This window comes from Kribbella sp. NBC_01505 (assembly GCF_045040285.1).
Classification (GTDB): Bacteria; Actinomycetota; Actinomycetes; order Propionibacteriales; family Kribbellaceae; genus Kribbella.
This window is the reverse complement of record NZ_CP109425.1, coordinates 3103173-3118240: the sequence shown is the minus strand read 5'-3', so window position 1 is coordinate 3118240 and position 15068 is coordinate 3103173. Positions and strand designations below refer to the sequence as shown.

At 67.9% G+C, this 15068-nt stretch carries 11 protein-coding genes; 7 read left to right on the top strand and 4 right to left on the bottom strand.

All coding sequences use genetic code 11. The annotated features are described in order from the left end of the window. Window positions 1-8: 8 nt before the first annotated feature. The 3 genes from OG474_RS14635 to OG474_RS14625 all read right to left on the bottom strand — a co-directional run bounded on the left by OG474_RS14635 (window position 9) and on the right by OG474_RS14625 (window position 3449). Window positions 9-1025, bottom strand: a complete 1017-nt coding sequence (locus tag OG474_RS14635) for a hypothetical protein (protein WP_405062823.1) — start codon at window positions 1023-1025, stop codon at window positions 9-11. A gap of 635 nt (window positions 1026-1660) precedes the next feature. After that, window positions 1661-2752: a TIGR03118 family protein gene (locus OG474_RS14630; RefSeq protein ID WP_405062822.1), complete on the bottom strand. Its 1092-nt coding sequence runs from the start codon at window positions 2750-2752 to the stop codon at window positions 1661-1663. Between the two features lie 73 nt (window positions 2753-2825). Next, window positions 2826-3449, bottom strand: a complete 624-nt coding sequence (locus OG474_RS14625; protein WP_405062820.1) for a hypothetical protein — start codon at window positions 3447-3449, stop codon at window positions 2826-2828. Between the two features lie 253 nt (window positions 3450-3702). Between OG474_RS14625 and kdpF the strand changes: the two genes are divergently transcribed. The 7 genes from kdpF to OG474_RS14590 all read left to right on the top strand — a co-directional run bounded on the left by kdpF (window position 3703) and on the right by OG474_RS14590 (window position 12190). After that, window positions 3703-3792 carry a K(+)-transporting ATPase subunit F gene (kdpF, locus tag OG474_RS14620; RefSeq protein ID WP_132405777.1) on the top strand — a complete coding sequence of 30 codons (90 nt, stop codon included), beginning with the start codon at window positions 3703-3705 and terminating at the stop codon, window positions 3790-3792. Next, window positions 3792-5453, top strand: a complete 1662-nt coding sequence (gene kdpA / locus OG474_RS14615) for a potassium-transporting ATPase subunit KdpA (RefSeq protein WP_405062819.1) — start codon at window positions 3792-3794, stop codon at window positions 5451-5453. The genes kdpF and kdpA overlap by 1 nt, the downstream gene beginning before the upstream one ends. An 80-nt stretch (window positions 5454-5533) precedes the next feature. Continuing rightward, on the top strand, window positions 5534-7546 hold the full coding sequence (kdpB, locus tag OG474_RS14610; protein WP_405064575.1) for a potassium-transporting ATPase subunit KdpB: 2013 nt from the start codon (window positions 5534-5536) through the stop codon (window positions 7544-7546). 14 nt (window positions 7547-7560) lie between these two features. After that, window positions 7561-8190 carry a K(+)-transporting ATPase subunit C gene (kdpC, locus tag OG474_RS14605; RefSeq protein ID WP_405062818.1) on the top strand — a complete coding sequence of 210 codons (630 nt, stop codon included), beginning with the start codon at window positions 7561-7563 and terminating at the stop codon, window positions 8188-8190. 13 nt (window positions 8191-8203) lie between these two features. Then, window positions 8204-10765, top strand: coding sequence for a DUF4118 domain-containing protein (locus OG474_RS14600; RefSeq protein ID WP_405062817.1), 2562 nt, complete (start codon window positions 8204-8206; stop codon window positions 10763-10765). Continuing rightward, window positions 10758-11435, top strand: a complete 678-nt coding sequence (locus OG474_RS14595; RefSeq protein ID WP_405062816.1) for a response regulator — start codon at window positions 10758-10760, stop codon at window positions 11433-11435. The genes OG474_RS14600 and OG474_RS14595 overlap by 8 nt, the downstream gene beginning before the upstream one ends. Beyond that, window positions 11432-12190 (top strand): class I SAM-dependent methyltransferase, encoded by a 759-nt coding sequence (locus OG474_RS14590; protein WP_405062815.1) that lies wholly within the window; start codon window positions 11432-11434, stop codon window positions 12188-12190. The genes OG474_RS14595 and OG474_RS14590 overlap by 4 nt, the downstream gene beginning before the upstream one ends. A gap of 1654 nt (window positions 12191-13844) precedes the next feature. Here the strand turns inward: OG474_RS14590 and OG474_RS14585 are convergent. Beyond that, entirely contained in the window at window positions 13845-15029 is a 1185-nt protein-coding gene (locus tag OG474_RS14585) for a hypothetical protein (protein ID WP_405062814.1), read from the bottom strand. Window positions 15030-15068: the final 39 nt, after the last annotated feature.

Below are 15068 nucleotides of genomic sequence, written 5' to 3'. Positions count from 1 at the left end.
GGCCCTCGTCAGCAACTGAGGAAGCCTTTGAGCAGTTCGACATCCATCTCGTGGCCGAGGCCCGCGGTGACATGCAACGTCACCTCATCGCGGGCACCGGCCGCGGCATAGATCTCCTGCAGCTGCGCAAACGCCTCCGGCGCAGTGCTGTTGTACGCCGCCGACCCGTTCCCTGGCCCCGGTACGTCGAGTGCGCCGTAGTGCACGGCCAACCGGCGCGGCGCGTTCAACCCAGCGATGTCCGCCCGGTCGAACCACTCCAGGATCCCAGGCACACAATGCGCCGGCGCACTCCCCGCCTCCGCGAACACCGCCTCGAACGATCCCAACGTCCCGCTCGCAAAGATCCTCCGCACCCGATTGCTGAACACCGGATACGCACACGCGAGATCCCCGCCCCACGAGATCCCGACGACATCGCATTCCGTGTCGAGCCAGTCCTCCCAGCGCAGCAGATCCTCGACGGTGTCGCCCAGCAACGTCCGACCGCGCTGGAAGGTATCCGTGAGCAGCGTGTAGACCATGTGCTCACCCCACCGCCAGTAGCTCAGGCTCTCGCTCTCCCGCTGCGCCGCGAGATCACTGAGCACCCCGAACCCCCGCAGCTCCGGCAACAGCACCATATGCCCGGCCTTCGCGAGCTCGATCGCGAAGTTGTGGTGGTAGTCCTCATGCACCCCGTTGATCCGCAGGCACTCATCCACCTGCCCATGCCCGTGCAACGCCAGCACCACCCGCTGCCCGCCCGGATTCAGCAGGTACGCCGGCACCGACAACCCGTCCCCGACCCCCATCACCAACGCAACAACCTCAACCCCCTCGGTCGTCGTACGCCGAAGCTCCCGCACCTCGCCCGCCCGCACCCCGGCATCAACCGCGAGCACCTCCCCAAGCCGCGCCGCAGCCGCCTCCCGCCACTCGGCCCAGGCCAACCCCGCCCGCCCAAACCCCAACCGCACCTCCGGCCGAGGAGCCCGATACTTCAGCTCCAACTCCTCCGCCCGCACCAAGAAGTCGTAATCCATCCCCTCACCCTCCTCCCCAACCACCCATCCCTCACCCCATTTACACCCGGCACCCGGTCTCCGAAGCACAGGACATATACCTGTGCCACACGCCGTCGCCACGCTCCCCGCCGCCCTCTGGACCAGCTCAGCAGCCGTATACGTCCTGTCGTTCAGACGATGCATGCCTTGCCGATCCGGCCCCGTGCCTAGGCGTGGACACGATCCGCCGAGCGACAGGACCTGTCGGTCTGCCGGTGCCCTCGCTCCGCTCAGTGTCGACAGCGCGGCCGCCCAGGCCTCCGATATGTCCTGTTCTTCGGAGGATTCGTCGCTAACGACACGTGGTGGTGGCTCGGCGACCGGGCGCCAGGCGTGGGACCAGGGTCCAGATCGTCGGAGTGGGGACTAGTACGTGTTCTTGGCGACGGTGAGGTGGATTCCGGCGGTGACGGCGGTGACGGCGGTGACGGCGGTGACGGCGGTGAGGGGGTGAAGGGCGTCCACGGGGTGGGCGCCGGCAGCGACACCACTCCCGCTGCTGGGCGTGCTCTCAGGGCGGCCTTGAGCGCGGGTCGATCGTTTGTGACGGGTGGTGATGGTTGAACGGTGCTCAAGGCCGGTTCGGCCGCCGGCCTTGGCGCCGTTCGGACGGTTTACGGCTTGCGGAGGAGGCCTACCAGGCCGTGGGTTTCGTTGTTGGGGCCGGCTGAGAACCAGAGGGCGTCGGTGCCGCCGGTGGTGGCGGTGGCTTGGGTCAGGGCCCAGAGGCCGTCGATGGCCAGGGGCTTCCCTGCGGGGGTGCGGACCTGCCCCGCGGACTTGTAGCGGTGGTGGGACTTGGGCTGGAGGATGTTGATGCGGCCGTCGCCGAAGTTGCCGACGAGGAGGGTGCCTGCCGGCTGGCCCCAGGCGGTGGGGGCGAGGGCGAGGGCCCAGGGCGCGTTGAGGTCGCCGCGGGACGCTACCCGGGCGACGAACTTGCCGTCGACCGTGAATTCGTCGACGTAGCCGAGGCCGTGCCCGGCGGCGCTGCGGCCGGTCTTCTTGTCGACCTTGGCGTAGCTGACGAAGATCCGGCCGTCCAGGGCCTGCACGTTGAAGGGTGCGTAGGCCGCGGGGAGCGCGAAGTCACGGAAGGCCCACCAGGACTGCTTGACCGGCTTGAACGTGCTGTCGAAGACGTCGATCCGGTGCTGGGCGAAGTTCGCGGCGTACAACCGATCCCCGGTGCCGGTCGTTGCCAGGGCCAGGCCGGTGTAGGCGGCGCCCGGTGTGGTCGCCTTGATCTCGGCGGCCCCGACGAGCGGGCTCACCGGCGGTCCCCAGGCCGCGATCTGGCCGGTCAGGGTGGCGAAGATGAAGCGGGCCGGGGCACTGGCCGTCCCGTTGGTCAGCACGAAGCCGGTACCGGCGTTCGCCACCTGGCCGGTCGGCGCGGGCACGTTCACCCGGACGGTCGGCACCTTCGTGGGCGCGGCCGTGTAGAGGGTCGAGGTCGACGTACCGGCGTTGGACGTCCACAACGGCGAGGCTGCCCCGAGGGACATGCCCCACGGGTTCACCAGGTCCGGGTCGGTCAACGGGGCCTTGCCCGGCTGGTCGGAGACCAGGTTCACCTGCTGTACGGCGAGCCCGCCATGGGGCCCGCCGTACGGGTGTGCACTTGCTACCGGGGCGACGAGCCCCAGTCCACCCACGAGCACGGTCGCCAGCACTACGGGGCGACCCTTCAGACGAAACGACATGTCACTTCCTGTCGATCGAGGGACGGAACATCCTCGATACGTCGGCAGGTGCCGGCCGGTTCAGATCAGAAGATCAGGCCCAGGACTCCGCGTGGGTCGGGATGCCGTTCGGGGCGGAGAGCTCGGTGGTGATGTCCTCGGCGTCCGGGTCGAGGGGCTCGAACGGCGCTTCCGGTACGACGTACGCGCGGGCGCCGGCGAGCATCTCGATGCCGGGGAGCTCGAACCAGGCCTCGCCGACCTCGCGGCTGATCTCGAAGATGGCCTGCTCGGCGGTCTCGACCGGGTCGGCCTCGCCGCCTTCCTCGAGCTCGGCGGGGTGCCGTTCCTGGGCGGCGCGGCCGGCCTCCAGGAGGGTGTCCAGGTCGACGACGCGCAGGTCGAACCGGGAGACGACGCTGATCACGTGGTCCTCGTCGGTGTCCTCGTCCTCGTGACCCTCTTCGTCGTCGTCGAGGAGCAGCGGCGTGGTGCCGGTGTGCTCGAAGACGGCGTCGTTCCAGTCGGCGACGAGCTCTTCGAGGGCGGCGTTCTGCTCGTCCAGGGTGTCGTGGTTCTCGGTGCCGGTCATCGCCAGCAGCGCTTCGGTGTGCGCCTGGAGGCGCTCAGCGAGCTTGCGGCTGGCTTCGGCGAGGGCCTCGCGGCTCTCGGCGGAGAAGAACTGCTCGGCGGGGGCGGCGATGTCCAAATCAGTCACGGCGTAAGTATGAGGGCGGCCCGGCCAGGCGCGAAGTCAGGTCCGGGTTCAGGGGGCGTGAGAGACCTGTGAGAGCTCTGTCGGCGGGTGTGAGAGAGCTGTGAGAACCCTCCTGACCAGGCAGCGAGCGGTGTGCAGTGGAGCCATGAGCAAGAAACCCGTGAGGTGCAGTCGTGGCTGACGTGATCTACCTCGCCGTCACCGTCGTCGTGTTCGCGGCCGTCTGGTTCGCGCTGCGTGGAGTGGAGAAGTTGTGAGCGCCGAGAACGTCGCCGGTCTGGTGGTGGCCGTGGCCCTGGTCCTCTACCTGGTCGCCGCCCTGATCTTCCCCGAGAGGTTCTGATGTCCGACTCCGCCGCCGGCCTGTTGCAGGTCGGCCTCCTGGTCGCGTGCCTGGCCGTGGTCTACCGGCCATTCGGTGGGTACATGGCCAGGGTCTACACCTCCGACTCCGACCTCCGGGTCGAGCGGGGCGCCTACCGGCTCTTCGGTGTGGACTCGAAGGCCGACCAGACCTGGGCTGTCTACGCCCGTTCGCTGCTCGCGTTCTCCGCGATCAGCGTCCTCCTGCTGTACATCCTGCAGCGGGTGCAGAGTCACCTGCCGCTGGCGCTCGGCCTGCCGAACGTTCCGTCCGGTCTGGCGTTCAACACCGCGGCGTCGTTCGTGTCGAACACGAACTGGCAGTCGTACTCGCCCGAGGTGACGATGGGCCACCTGGTCCAGTTCGCCGGCCTCGCCGTACAGAACTTCCTCTCCGCCGCCGTCGGCATCACCGTCGCGGTCGCGCTGATCCGCGGCTTCGCGCGGGCCAAGACCGACCGGCTCGGCAACTTCTGGGTCGACCTGACCCGGACCGTACTGCGGGTGCTGCTCCCGATCGCGGTGATCGGCACGCTGGTTCTAGTTGCTCTTGGCGTTGTCCAGAACTTCTCGGGTGGTCACGAGGTCACCTCGGTGGTCGGTCAGGCGCAGACCATCCCCGGTGGGCCGGTGGCCAGCCAAGAGGTCATCAAGGAGCTCGGCACCAACGGTGGCGGCTTCTACAACGCGAACTCCGCGCACCCGTTCGAGAACCCGAACGGCCTGTCCAACCTGTTCGAGATCTTCCTGATCCTGCTCATCCCGGTCTGCCTGACCCGGACGTTCGGCGTGATGGTCAAGGACAAGCGGCAGGGCTACGCGATCCTCGGCGTGATGGGCACGCTCTGGGCGGCCTTCACGTTCTCCGCGACCTTCTTCGAGAACCAAGGAGCCGGTACGGCGACGCGGGCGGCCGGTGCCGCGATGGAGGGCAAGGAAACCCGCTTCGGCGAATGGGCCTCGGCGCTCTTCGCCAGCTCCACCACCGGTACGTCGACCGGCGCGGTGAACGCCGCGCACGACTCGCTCACGCCACTCGGCGGCGGTACGACGCTCTTCCACATGATGCTCGGTGAGGTCTCGCCTGGTGGTACCGGAACCGGTCTCTACGGCATGCTGATCCTGGCCGTGCTGACCGTGTTCATCGCCGGCCTGATGGTCGGCCGGACACCGGAGTACCTGCGGAAGAAGATCACCGCGCGCGAGATGAAGCTGGTCTCGCTCTACATCCTCGCCACGCCGACCGTCGTACTGGTCGGTGCCTCGATCGCGATGGGACTGGCCACGGCACGGGCGTCGATCTTCAACACAGACAGCCCGCACGGGTTCTCCGAGGTGCTGTACGCGTTCACCTCGGCCGGTAACAACAACGGCTCGGCGTTCGGCGGCATCAGCGCGAACATCCCGTTCTACAACACGGCACTCGGCCTGGTGATGCTGCTCGGCCGGTTCGTACCGATCGTGTTCGCGCTCGCGCTGGCGGGTTCGCTCGCCAAGCAGCAGCCGGTCCCGGTCACCCAGGGCACGCTGCCCACCCACAAGGCCTTGTTCGTCACGATGCTCGTCGGCGTCGTACTGATCGTGACCGGCCTGACCTACTTCCCTGCTCTTACTCTCGGACCCCTCGCGGAGGGACTGTGACTACCGTTGTGACGACCCCACCTCCTGCCTCTAACAAAGGCACAGCGGAGAAGGCGGTCGAGAAGAAGGCACCGTCGGGTCTGTTCGACCCGAAGATGCTGCTGACCTCGCTCCCGGATGCCGTGCGCAAGCTCGACCCGCGGGTGATGGTGAAGAACCCGGTGATGTTCGTGGTCGAGGTCGGCGCGGTCGCGTCGACGGTCATCGCGATCACCGACTCCAGTGTGTTCGCCTGGTGGATCGTGGTCTGGCTCTGGCTGACCGTCGTCTTCGCCAACCTGGCCGAGGCCGTGGCCGAGGGCCGGGGCAAGGCCCAGGCCGAGACGCTGCGCCGGGCCAAGACCGAGACCACCGCGCGCCGCCTCACCGAATCAGGGGAAGAAGAAGTCCCCGCCACCCAACTGCAGCTCGGTGATCGGGTCGTGGTCGAGGCCGGGCAGATCATTCCCGGCGACGGTGACGTGGTCGAGGGTGTGGCCAGCGTCGACGAGTCGGCGATCACCGGTGAATCGGCTCCGGTCATCCGCGAGTCCGGCGGCGACCGCAGCGCGGTCACCGGCGGGACCAAGGTGCTGTCGGACCGGATCGTCGTGAAGATCATGACCAAGCCGGGCGAGAGCTTCATCGACCGGATGATCGCGCTGGTCGAGGGTGCCTCGCGGCAGAAGACGCCGAACGAGATCGCCCTGAACATCCTGCTGGCCAGCCTGACGATCGTGTTCCTGATCGCCACGGTCACGCTGCCGACCTTCGCGAACTACGCGGGGGTGAAGCTCAGCGTGATCATCCTGGTGGCCCTGCTGGTCTGCCTGATCCCGACCACGATCGGTGCGTTGCTGTCGGCCATCGGTATCGCCGGCATGGACCGGCTCGTGCAGCGCAACGTGCTGGCGATGTCGGGTCGCGCGGTCGAGGCGGCCGGTGACGTGAACACCTTGCTGCTGGACAAGACCGGCACCATCACGCTGGGCAACCGGCAGGCGGCCGAGTTCATCCCGGTCGCCGGAGTGAGCGACACCGACCTGGCCGATGCCGCCCAGCTCTCCAGCCTGGCCGACGAAACCCCGGAAGGCCGATCGATCGTCGTACTGGCGAAGAACGGCTACGGGCTGCGCGAGCGGCACACCGGAGAGTTGCCGCACGCAACGTTCGTCGAGTTCACCGCGCAGACGCGGATGAGCGGCGTCGACGTGGACGGCCGACAGGTCCGCAAGGGCGCGGCCGGCGCGGTGAACGCTTGGATCAACAACCACGGCGGTACGACGGATCCGCAGCTCGGTGAGATCGTCGACGGCATCTCGGCCTCCGGTGGTACGCCGCTCGTCGTGGCCGAGGCCGCCGGCGGCACTGCTCGCGCACTCGGGGTGATCCACCTCAAGGACGTGGTGAAGGCCGGGATGCGGGAGCGGTTCGACCAGATGCGCGCGATGGGCATCCGGACCGTGATGATCACCGGTGACAACGCGTTGACCGCGAAGGCGATCGCCGAGGAGGCCGGGGTCGACGACTTCCTGGCCGAGGCGACGCCCGAGGACAAGATGGCGCTGATCAAGAAGGAGCAGGAGGGCGGCCGGCTGGTCGCGATGACCGGTGACGGCACCAACGACGCGCCCGCGCTCGCGCAGGCCGATGTCGGGGTCGCGATGAACACCGGGACGTCGGCGGCCAAGGAGGCCGGCAACATGGTCGACCTGGACTCCAACCCGACCAAGCTGATCGAGATCGTTGAGATCGGCAAGCAGTTGCTGATCACCCGGGGCTCGCTGACCACGTTCTCGATCGCGAACGACGTGGCCAAGTACTTCGCGATCCTGCCGGCGCTGTTCGCGGCGGCCTACCCGGGCCTGGACAAGCTGAACATCATGCAGCTGCACTCGCCGCAGACGGCGATCGTCTCGGCGATCGTGTTCAACGCATTGGTGATCGTTGCCTTGGTCCCCTTGGCGCTGCGCGGCGTGCGCTACCGGCCGTCCTCGGCCTCGGCGATGCTGCGCCGCAATCTGCTCGTGTACGGCGTCGGCGGGCTGATCACGCCGTTCGTCGGCATCAAGCTTCTCGACCTGGTGATCTCGTTGATCCCGGGTCTCCGGTAAGGGAGTAGTTGATCATGGCAAGCAATCTGCCCGGCACTGTCCGGCAGTTCGGGGTCGCGCTGCGCGCCCTGCTGGTGTTCACGGTGGTGCTCGGCATCGCCTATCCGCTGGTGATGACGGGGGTGTCGCAGCTGGTGTTCCACGGCAACGCGAACGGCTCGATCGTGAAGGTGAACGGCAAGGAGGTCGCCTCCGACCTGATCGGTCAGGCGTACACGATGGACAGCGGCAAGAAGGACGACAAGGGCGACGCGATCATGGTCGCGGACCCGAAGTGGTTCCAGACCCGGCCGTCGGCGGCGTCGTACGACGGGAAGGCGAGCGCGGCTTCGCAGTACGGGCCGAACAACCCGGATCTGCTCCAGCTGATCAACGACCGGCGGAACGAGATCGCCCAGCTGGAAGGCGTCGACCCGGCGCTGGTCCCGCCGGACGCGGTCACGGCCAGCGGGAGTGGACTCGACCCGGCGATCAGTCCGGCGTACGCCGCGCTGCAGATCAACCGGGTCGCGCGGGAGCGCGGGCTGTCGGTCCAGCAGGTGCAGCAGCTCGTGAAGGAGAACACCAAGGGGCGCACGCTGGGCTTCCTCGGGGAACCGACCGTCAATGTGGTGACGCTCAACGCCGCATTGGCCGCGAGCTGACATCATCGGGAGCATGGGCAAGCGCGGGCAGTTGCGGGTCTACCTCGGGGCCGCGCCTGGTGTCGGGAAGACCTACAAGATGCTGGGTGAGGGTCAGCGGCGGCTGGCCCGGGGCACCGATGTGGTGATCGGGCTCGTGGAGACCCACGGGCGCGAGCACACCGCGGCAATGCTCGAAGGACTCGAACTGGTACCGCGGCGGATCGTCGACTACCGCGGTGCCAGCTTCACCGAGCTTGATCTGGACGCCTTGCTGGCCCGCCGGCCCGAGGTCGCGCTGGTCGACGAGCTGGCGCACACGAACGTGCCGGGCAGCCGGAACGAGAAGCGCTGGCAGGACATCGAGGAGCTGCTGGCTGCTGGGATCGACGTGATCTCGGCGGTCAACATCCAGCACCTCGAGTCGATCAACGACGTGGTCGAGAAGATCACCGGCGTACCGCAGCAGGAGACGGTGCCCGACCGGGTGGTCCGGGCCGCGGACCAGATCGAGCTGGTCGACATGACCCCGGAGGCGTTGCGCCGGCGGATGGCCCACGGCAACGTCTATGCGGCCGACAAGATTGATGCTGCCTTGGGCAACTACTTCCGGGTCGGCAACCTGTCGGCCCTGCGCGAACTCGCGCTGCTCTGGCTGGCTGATCGGGTCGACGCGGGCCTGCAGCAGTACCGGGCTCAGCACGACATCGACTCGACCTGGGAAGCCCGGGAACGGGTAGTCGTCGCCCTCACCGGCGGGCCCGAGGGCGAGACGATCATCCGGCGGGCCGCCCGGATCGCCGCCCGCTCCTCGGGCGGGGACCTGCTCGCTGTTCACGTCGCCCGCTCCGACGGGCTGACCGGCGCCGACCCGAAACGGCTGGCCGAGCAACGCAATCTGGTCGAATCGCTCGGTGGGACCTATCACCAGGTGGTCGGCGATGACGTCCCGCTGGCTTTGCTGACCTTCTCCCGGGCCGAGAACGCGACCCAGCTGGTGCTGGGCGGTTCGCGGCGCTCACGGTTCGGGGCGCTCACCGGGCCGGGGATCGGTTCGTCGACGATCCGGGATTCTGGCGATATCGACGTACACATCGTCACGCATTCGCAGATGGGACGCGGCCGGTTGCCGCGGCTGCACGGCAGCCTGTCGCGGCGGCGCAAGATCCAGGGGTTCCTGCTGTCGATTCTGCTGCAGCCGATCCTGGCGCTCGCCCTGGACCTCGGCGGCGACCGGCTGAACCTGACGAGCGACGTACTGGCGTTCCTGCTGGCCGTGGTCGTCGTCGCGCTGGTCGGCGGGCTCTGGCCGGCGCTGGTGACCGCGATCGGCGGGTCGCTGGTGATCAACTACTTCTTCACTCCACCGACCAAGACCTTCACGATCGCCGAGGTGAACAACGCGCTCGCGCTGGCGATCTTCGTGCTGGTGGCAGCGCTGGTGAGTTCGGTCGTGGACCGGGCGGCACGCCGTACCAGACAGGCTGCCCGGGCGGCGGCCGAGTCCGAGACGCTGGCGACCCTCGCCGGGTCGGTGTTGCGGGGCGAGACCGCGTTGCCGGCGCTGCTCGAACGGGTTCGCGAGGCGTTCGGGATGACGAGCGCCTGCCTGATGGAGCGCATCGACAACGACGAGCTGACCGAGATCTGGCGACCGATCGCCTCCGCCGGTACGCCGACCTGCCGGCGACCGGAGGATGGCGACGCGGAGATCCCCGGCCGGGACGACCTGGTTCTCGTCCTGCAGGGACGGCAGTTGGCGGCGGACGAGCGGCGCCTGGTTGGAGCGTTTGCTGCGCACGCGGCTGCGCTGGTCGACCGGGCTCGACTGACCGAAGCTGCGGCCGAGGCCAAGCCGCTGGCTGAGGCGGACAAGCTCCGTACGGCGTTGCTGCGTGCCGTCGGGCACGACCTGCGGTCGCCGCTGGCCTCGGCCAAGGCGTCGGTGACTTCGTTGCGCAGTGCTGACGTGGAGTGGAGCGAGTCCGAGCGGTCCGAACTGCTGGAGACCGCGGATGAGTCGCTCGACCGGCTGTCCCGGCTCGTCGACAATCTGCTGGATCTGAGTCGCCTGCAGGCCGGCGTACTGCCTGTGTTCACCCGGCCGATGGCGCTGGACGAGGTGATCCCCGGCGTACTGGCTGAGCTTGGCGACGACGGCGAGCGGGTGGTTGTCGACATCCCGCACACGTTGCCGTTGATCGAGGCGGATCCGGCGCTGATCGAGCGAGTGATCGCGAACCTGGTCGCGAACGCGCTCCGCTATTCGCCTGCTGACCGTGGGCCGTTGGTAACGGGGAGTTCACTCGGCGACACGGTGGAGATCCGGGTGATCGACCGCGGGCCGGGGATTCCGCGCGAGGATCGGGATCGGGTGTTCGCGCCGTTCCAGCGATTGGGCGACACCGACAACACGGTCGGGGTCGGGCTGGGTTTGGCGCTGGCACGTGGACTGGCCGAGGCGATGCAGGGATCGGTGCAGCCCGAGGACACGCCCGGTGGCGGGTTGACGATGGTGGTGTCGGTCCCAGCAGCCACGGCTGCCGACGTACCGGTGCCTGGAGCGCGGGAACGAACGGGGACTAACGGTGACTAGGGTTCTGGTGGTTGACGACGAGCCGCAGATCGTGCGGGCGTTGCAGATCAACCTGAAGGCGCGTGGGTACGAGGTGCATCTGGCCGGCACCGGTACGGCGGCGCTGAAGGTGGCAGCGCAACATCCGCCCGAGCTGGTGATCCTGGACCTCGGGCTGCCGGATTTCGACGGGGTCGACGTGATTCGTGGGCTGCGGGGATGGACCGAGGCACCGATCCTGGTGCTGTCCGGGCGGACCGATCAGACCGACAAGGTCGAGGCGCTGGATGCCGGGGCGGACGACTACGTCACCAAGCCGTTCGGGATCGACGAGCTGCTGGCGCGGATGCGCGCCGTACTGCGGCGGAGCAACCTTGCGCAGGATGAGCCGGTGGTCGCTGTCGGTGGCATTCGGGTCGACCTGGCCGCGAAGCGGGTCACGTTGGAGACCGGTGAGGACATCCGGCTGACCCCGACGGAATGGCATCTGCTCGAGGTGCTCGTGCGGCATCCCGGCAAGCTGATGGCGCAACGGCAGTTGCTGACCGAGGTGTGGGGGCCCGGGTATGAGAGCGCGAGTGGAAACCTTCGCTTCTACATGGGTCAGTTGCGGCGCAAGCTCGAGGCCGATCCGGCGCGCCCAAAACATCTGTTGACCGAACCCGGGATGGGCTACCGTTTCGAGCCGTGACTACAACGGGGGACCCGCGCAGGGTCAATTACGCGAAACGTACCGCCGAGACCCAAGCAGCCTTTTTCACCAGACATCTGCGTCCGGGGATCAGCCTCCTGGACCTCGGATGCGGACCGGGATCCATCACCGTCGGGCTCGCCGAGCGGGTGCATCCGGGGCCGACCACCGGCTTCGATCTCCATCCCGGCCTGCCCGAAGGGGCAGATTCGGTCACCTTGGTGGAAGGCGATGTGACGAAGGGCCTTCCCTTCGAGGACGGCAGTTTCGACGCGATCTTCTCCAGCGCGATGCTGCAGCACCTGCCTGATCCACTGGCTGTCATGAAGGAAGTACGCCGCGTCGCGCGACCCGGTGCGGTCGTCGGTTTCGTCGACGCGGACTGGGACGGCCAACTGCTCTACCCGACGAATCCGTTGCTAGAGGCATCTTCCGAGGTGATGCGCCGGCTGCGGGCCGGTACGTCGCCGTTCGTCGGCAAGCAGTTGCGTTCGCTGCTGGTCGAGGCCGGCTTCGTGGGCTGCGAGAGCTACGCCCGCGTCGTCCACCACGGCACCCCGGAGGAGGTCGCCGGGGTCGGCACCTTCACCGCCAGCCTGATGTCCGGCCAGCGCGAGAAGATCATCGAGCAGAACATCGCCACCGGCGCCGAGGTCGACGAGATGGACCACGCCTGGCAGACCTGGTCCCAGGAGCCCGGCGGCTTCCTCGCCCGCTTCTGGATCGAAGCCGTCGGCTGGGCCCCAGAGGCCTAAACCCACAACGTCCGAAAGACCGGAGCACCCCGCGTCCGGATCTTTCGGACGTTACGAGAGGTGCTGCCGTAACGTCCGAAGATCGGAGGGCCCGTCTCCGGGTTTTCGGACGTTATGTGGGTTGGGTGTGGTCGTGGCCGGTTCACGGATGGTTGCTGCCGGTATTTGGCAGTGGGTATCCGTGGATCTTCCGCTTGGGGTGGTCAACCACTGCGGCCGGCGGGGTATGCGTGTGGCTGGTCGCCGTTTCGGCCGATTTACAGAGTCGGGTGGCTGGGCGGGTGGCTGGCTGAGGGGGGATGGTGCGGTCGGTGACCGCAGTGAACCTTGCCTGAGCTTCCGGGTTTCGGTTGCGGCCGCCGGCGAGGAGGTCTGGTAGCTGACGCGCCGCGGTGGTTGCAGGTCGGGTGCCTGGGGCGGGGTTCTGCGTTAGCAGGTGGATTTTCGTCACCGAGTGCCTGTTGTGATTTGGCGGCTGCTCTTCTCCGAACCGGTTTGGGGGAGCGGGATCGCGACGGGTGTTCGGTAGCGAGGGTTGAGGGCTTTGTCTGGACAGGAACCCCTCCTTCCCGAAGGTGCTCGTCCCGTCCCGCCGCTCGGATTCGGCCGGTGGCGTACACGGTGGCTGATCGCCGCTGCGGCCGGTATTACCTGAGACGGGTGGCTGGGGTGGTCTTCGGCTGAGGGGGATGGTGCGGTCGGTGACCACGGTTGCGGTTGCTTGAGCTTCCGGGCTGTGGTTGCTCCCGACGGTGAGGGGGCCTGTCAGCTGACTCGCCGCCGTGGATGCTCCCGACGATCAGGAGGCCTGTCAGGTGACCCGCCGCCGCGGTTGACCACTGCGGTTCAGGTCGCCTGCCTCGCCTGCCCTGGCCTGCGGAAATTTGGCTGGATATCCGTTCAAATGGGCCCTTCTCTGCTCAAAATTTGAGGGGAGAACCAGCAACTTGCGGGGAGATCCCCTCGTTTTCCGGGACCGCAACCGAAGCCCGTAAGCTCAGGCAGCGGACACGCGGTCACCGGCCTGGCCATCCCCCTCAGCCACAGGCGACGCCCGCCTAGCGCTTCAGTAAATCGGCCGCCGCGGCGACCAGCCACCGTGTACGTGTCCGGCCTGTCCGGTGCGGCGCGAATCGGGGGCACAGCTCGCTTTGCGGGGATCTGCTGTCACCCAAGCGCAAGGCCTGTGCCGCCCGACCCGTTAGATGGTGGATTTTCGTCGCGGGGTCCCCAAAATCCACCATTTAGCGCAAGGCTCATGCCGCCGGACCTGTTAGTCGGTGATTTTTTGGGTCTGGGTGACGAAAAGTTACCGACCAACGCACTCGAGCCGGACGCAGCACCCCCACCACCCGAACTGCAGCCCCCGCGGCGAATCAGCTACCAGACCTCCTTGCCGGCGGCCGCAACCGAAGCCCGGAAGCTCAGGCAACGAACACCTCGGTCGCCGACCGCACCATCCCCCTCAACTCAAGACTGCCCCAGCCACCCGACTCTGTAAATCGGCCGCAGCGACGACCAGCCACCGACTACGCCACCGGCCGCATCCGAGCGATGCCGCACCCGCACCCTGCATCCGAGCGACGCCGCACTCGCACCCCGCATCCGAGCGACGCCGCACCCTGCGCCCTGCAGCCCCGCATCTGCCGTCCGCTCAGTAGGGGCGGATGCCGGTGACTTCGAGGGCGACGACGTTGGGGTTGGCCCCGGCGTGAGCTCGACCACCGGCGCCGGGCCGGATCGCGAGGTGCACGCCTTCCAGATCGGTGTGGTGCGCCTTGCCGTCGAGGTTCTTGCCCATCCAGTCGCTGACTTCGGTGGACGACTGGCCGGTGGCGAGGTCGGCGGCGAGCTGGAGGTGGTTGCGGATCCGGTTGTAGACCGCGTCGGTGACGGCGCGGCCGAAGCCGACGTAGGCGTTCACGAACAGCGCGTTGGCGCCGACCTGCTGGCAGAAACCCTTGACCTCCAGCTTGGTGCCGCAGGGGCTGTACAGGTCGACCGAGTACGGCTCGGTTCCCTGCGCGCGCGTGCACGACGTGACGCCGTACTTGGATGGTGGTTTGCAGGTGAAACCCTTGCCACGCAAGGCTTTGGTGGCCGCGGGGACTGTGACCTTGGTCTGGCTCTGCACCTGAATGCTTGCCCTGGCGCCTTTGGCCGTCAGGGTGAGCTCGTGCGAGGTGCCCTTGGCGTTCTGACTCTGCGTCGCCGTGCCCCAGGTGATGGCCGGGGCCTTGGTGGTCGACGTACGAATGACTGTGGCGTCGGCAGTTGGGAGCAGGGAGTTCGCGACCGCGGTCACGGCGGCCTTGTAGATCCGGGTCGCGGCGGCGCCGTCGTCGTACGTGTTCACCTCGATGTGGGCGTAGGCGACCGAGCCGTTGGGGACCTGGAGCGTGACGCGCTGGTCGCCGTTGGGCAGGGCAGGGTCGGCGAAACATCTCACGACGAGCAGTGGTGTCGTGGCGGTGTCACTGCAGACGAAGCCGGCGCCGGACAGCGCGGTGGTGACGGTTCCCACGCTGACGCCGTCTGGTGCGGCTGGTGTGGTCGGCGTGCTTGTCGTGGGCTGCGTGCTCGTGGTGGTGGGTTGCGGTGCCGGCTGGTAGGTCGGCTCGTCGCCGCGGTTGCTTACCCAGACGAGGATGCCGGCGGTGATTGCGAGTAGTACGACGATCAGGCCGCCGATCAGCAGGCCGTGCCGCTTGGGCGGTGGTGGCGGCGGTGGTGGTGGCGCGCCCCATTGCTGCTGGTACGGCGGCTGCCACTGCGGCTGTTGTTGCCAGGGCTGGGGTTGCTGAGGCGGCGGACCCCAGTTGGGCTGGTCCGAGCTCATTCCACGCCTCCGTCCGATCCTGTCGGCTCAGAATGGCAC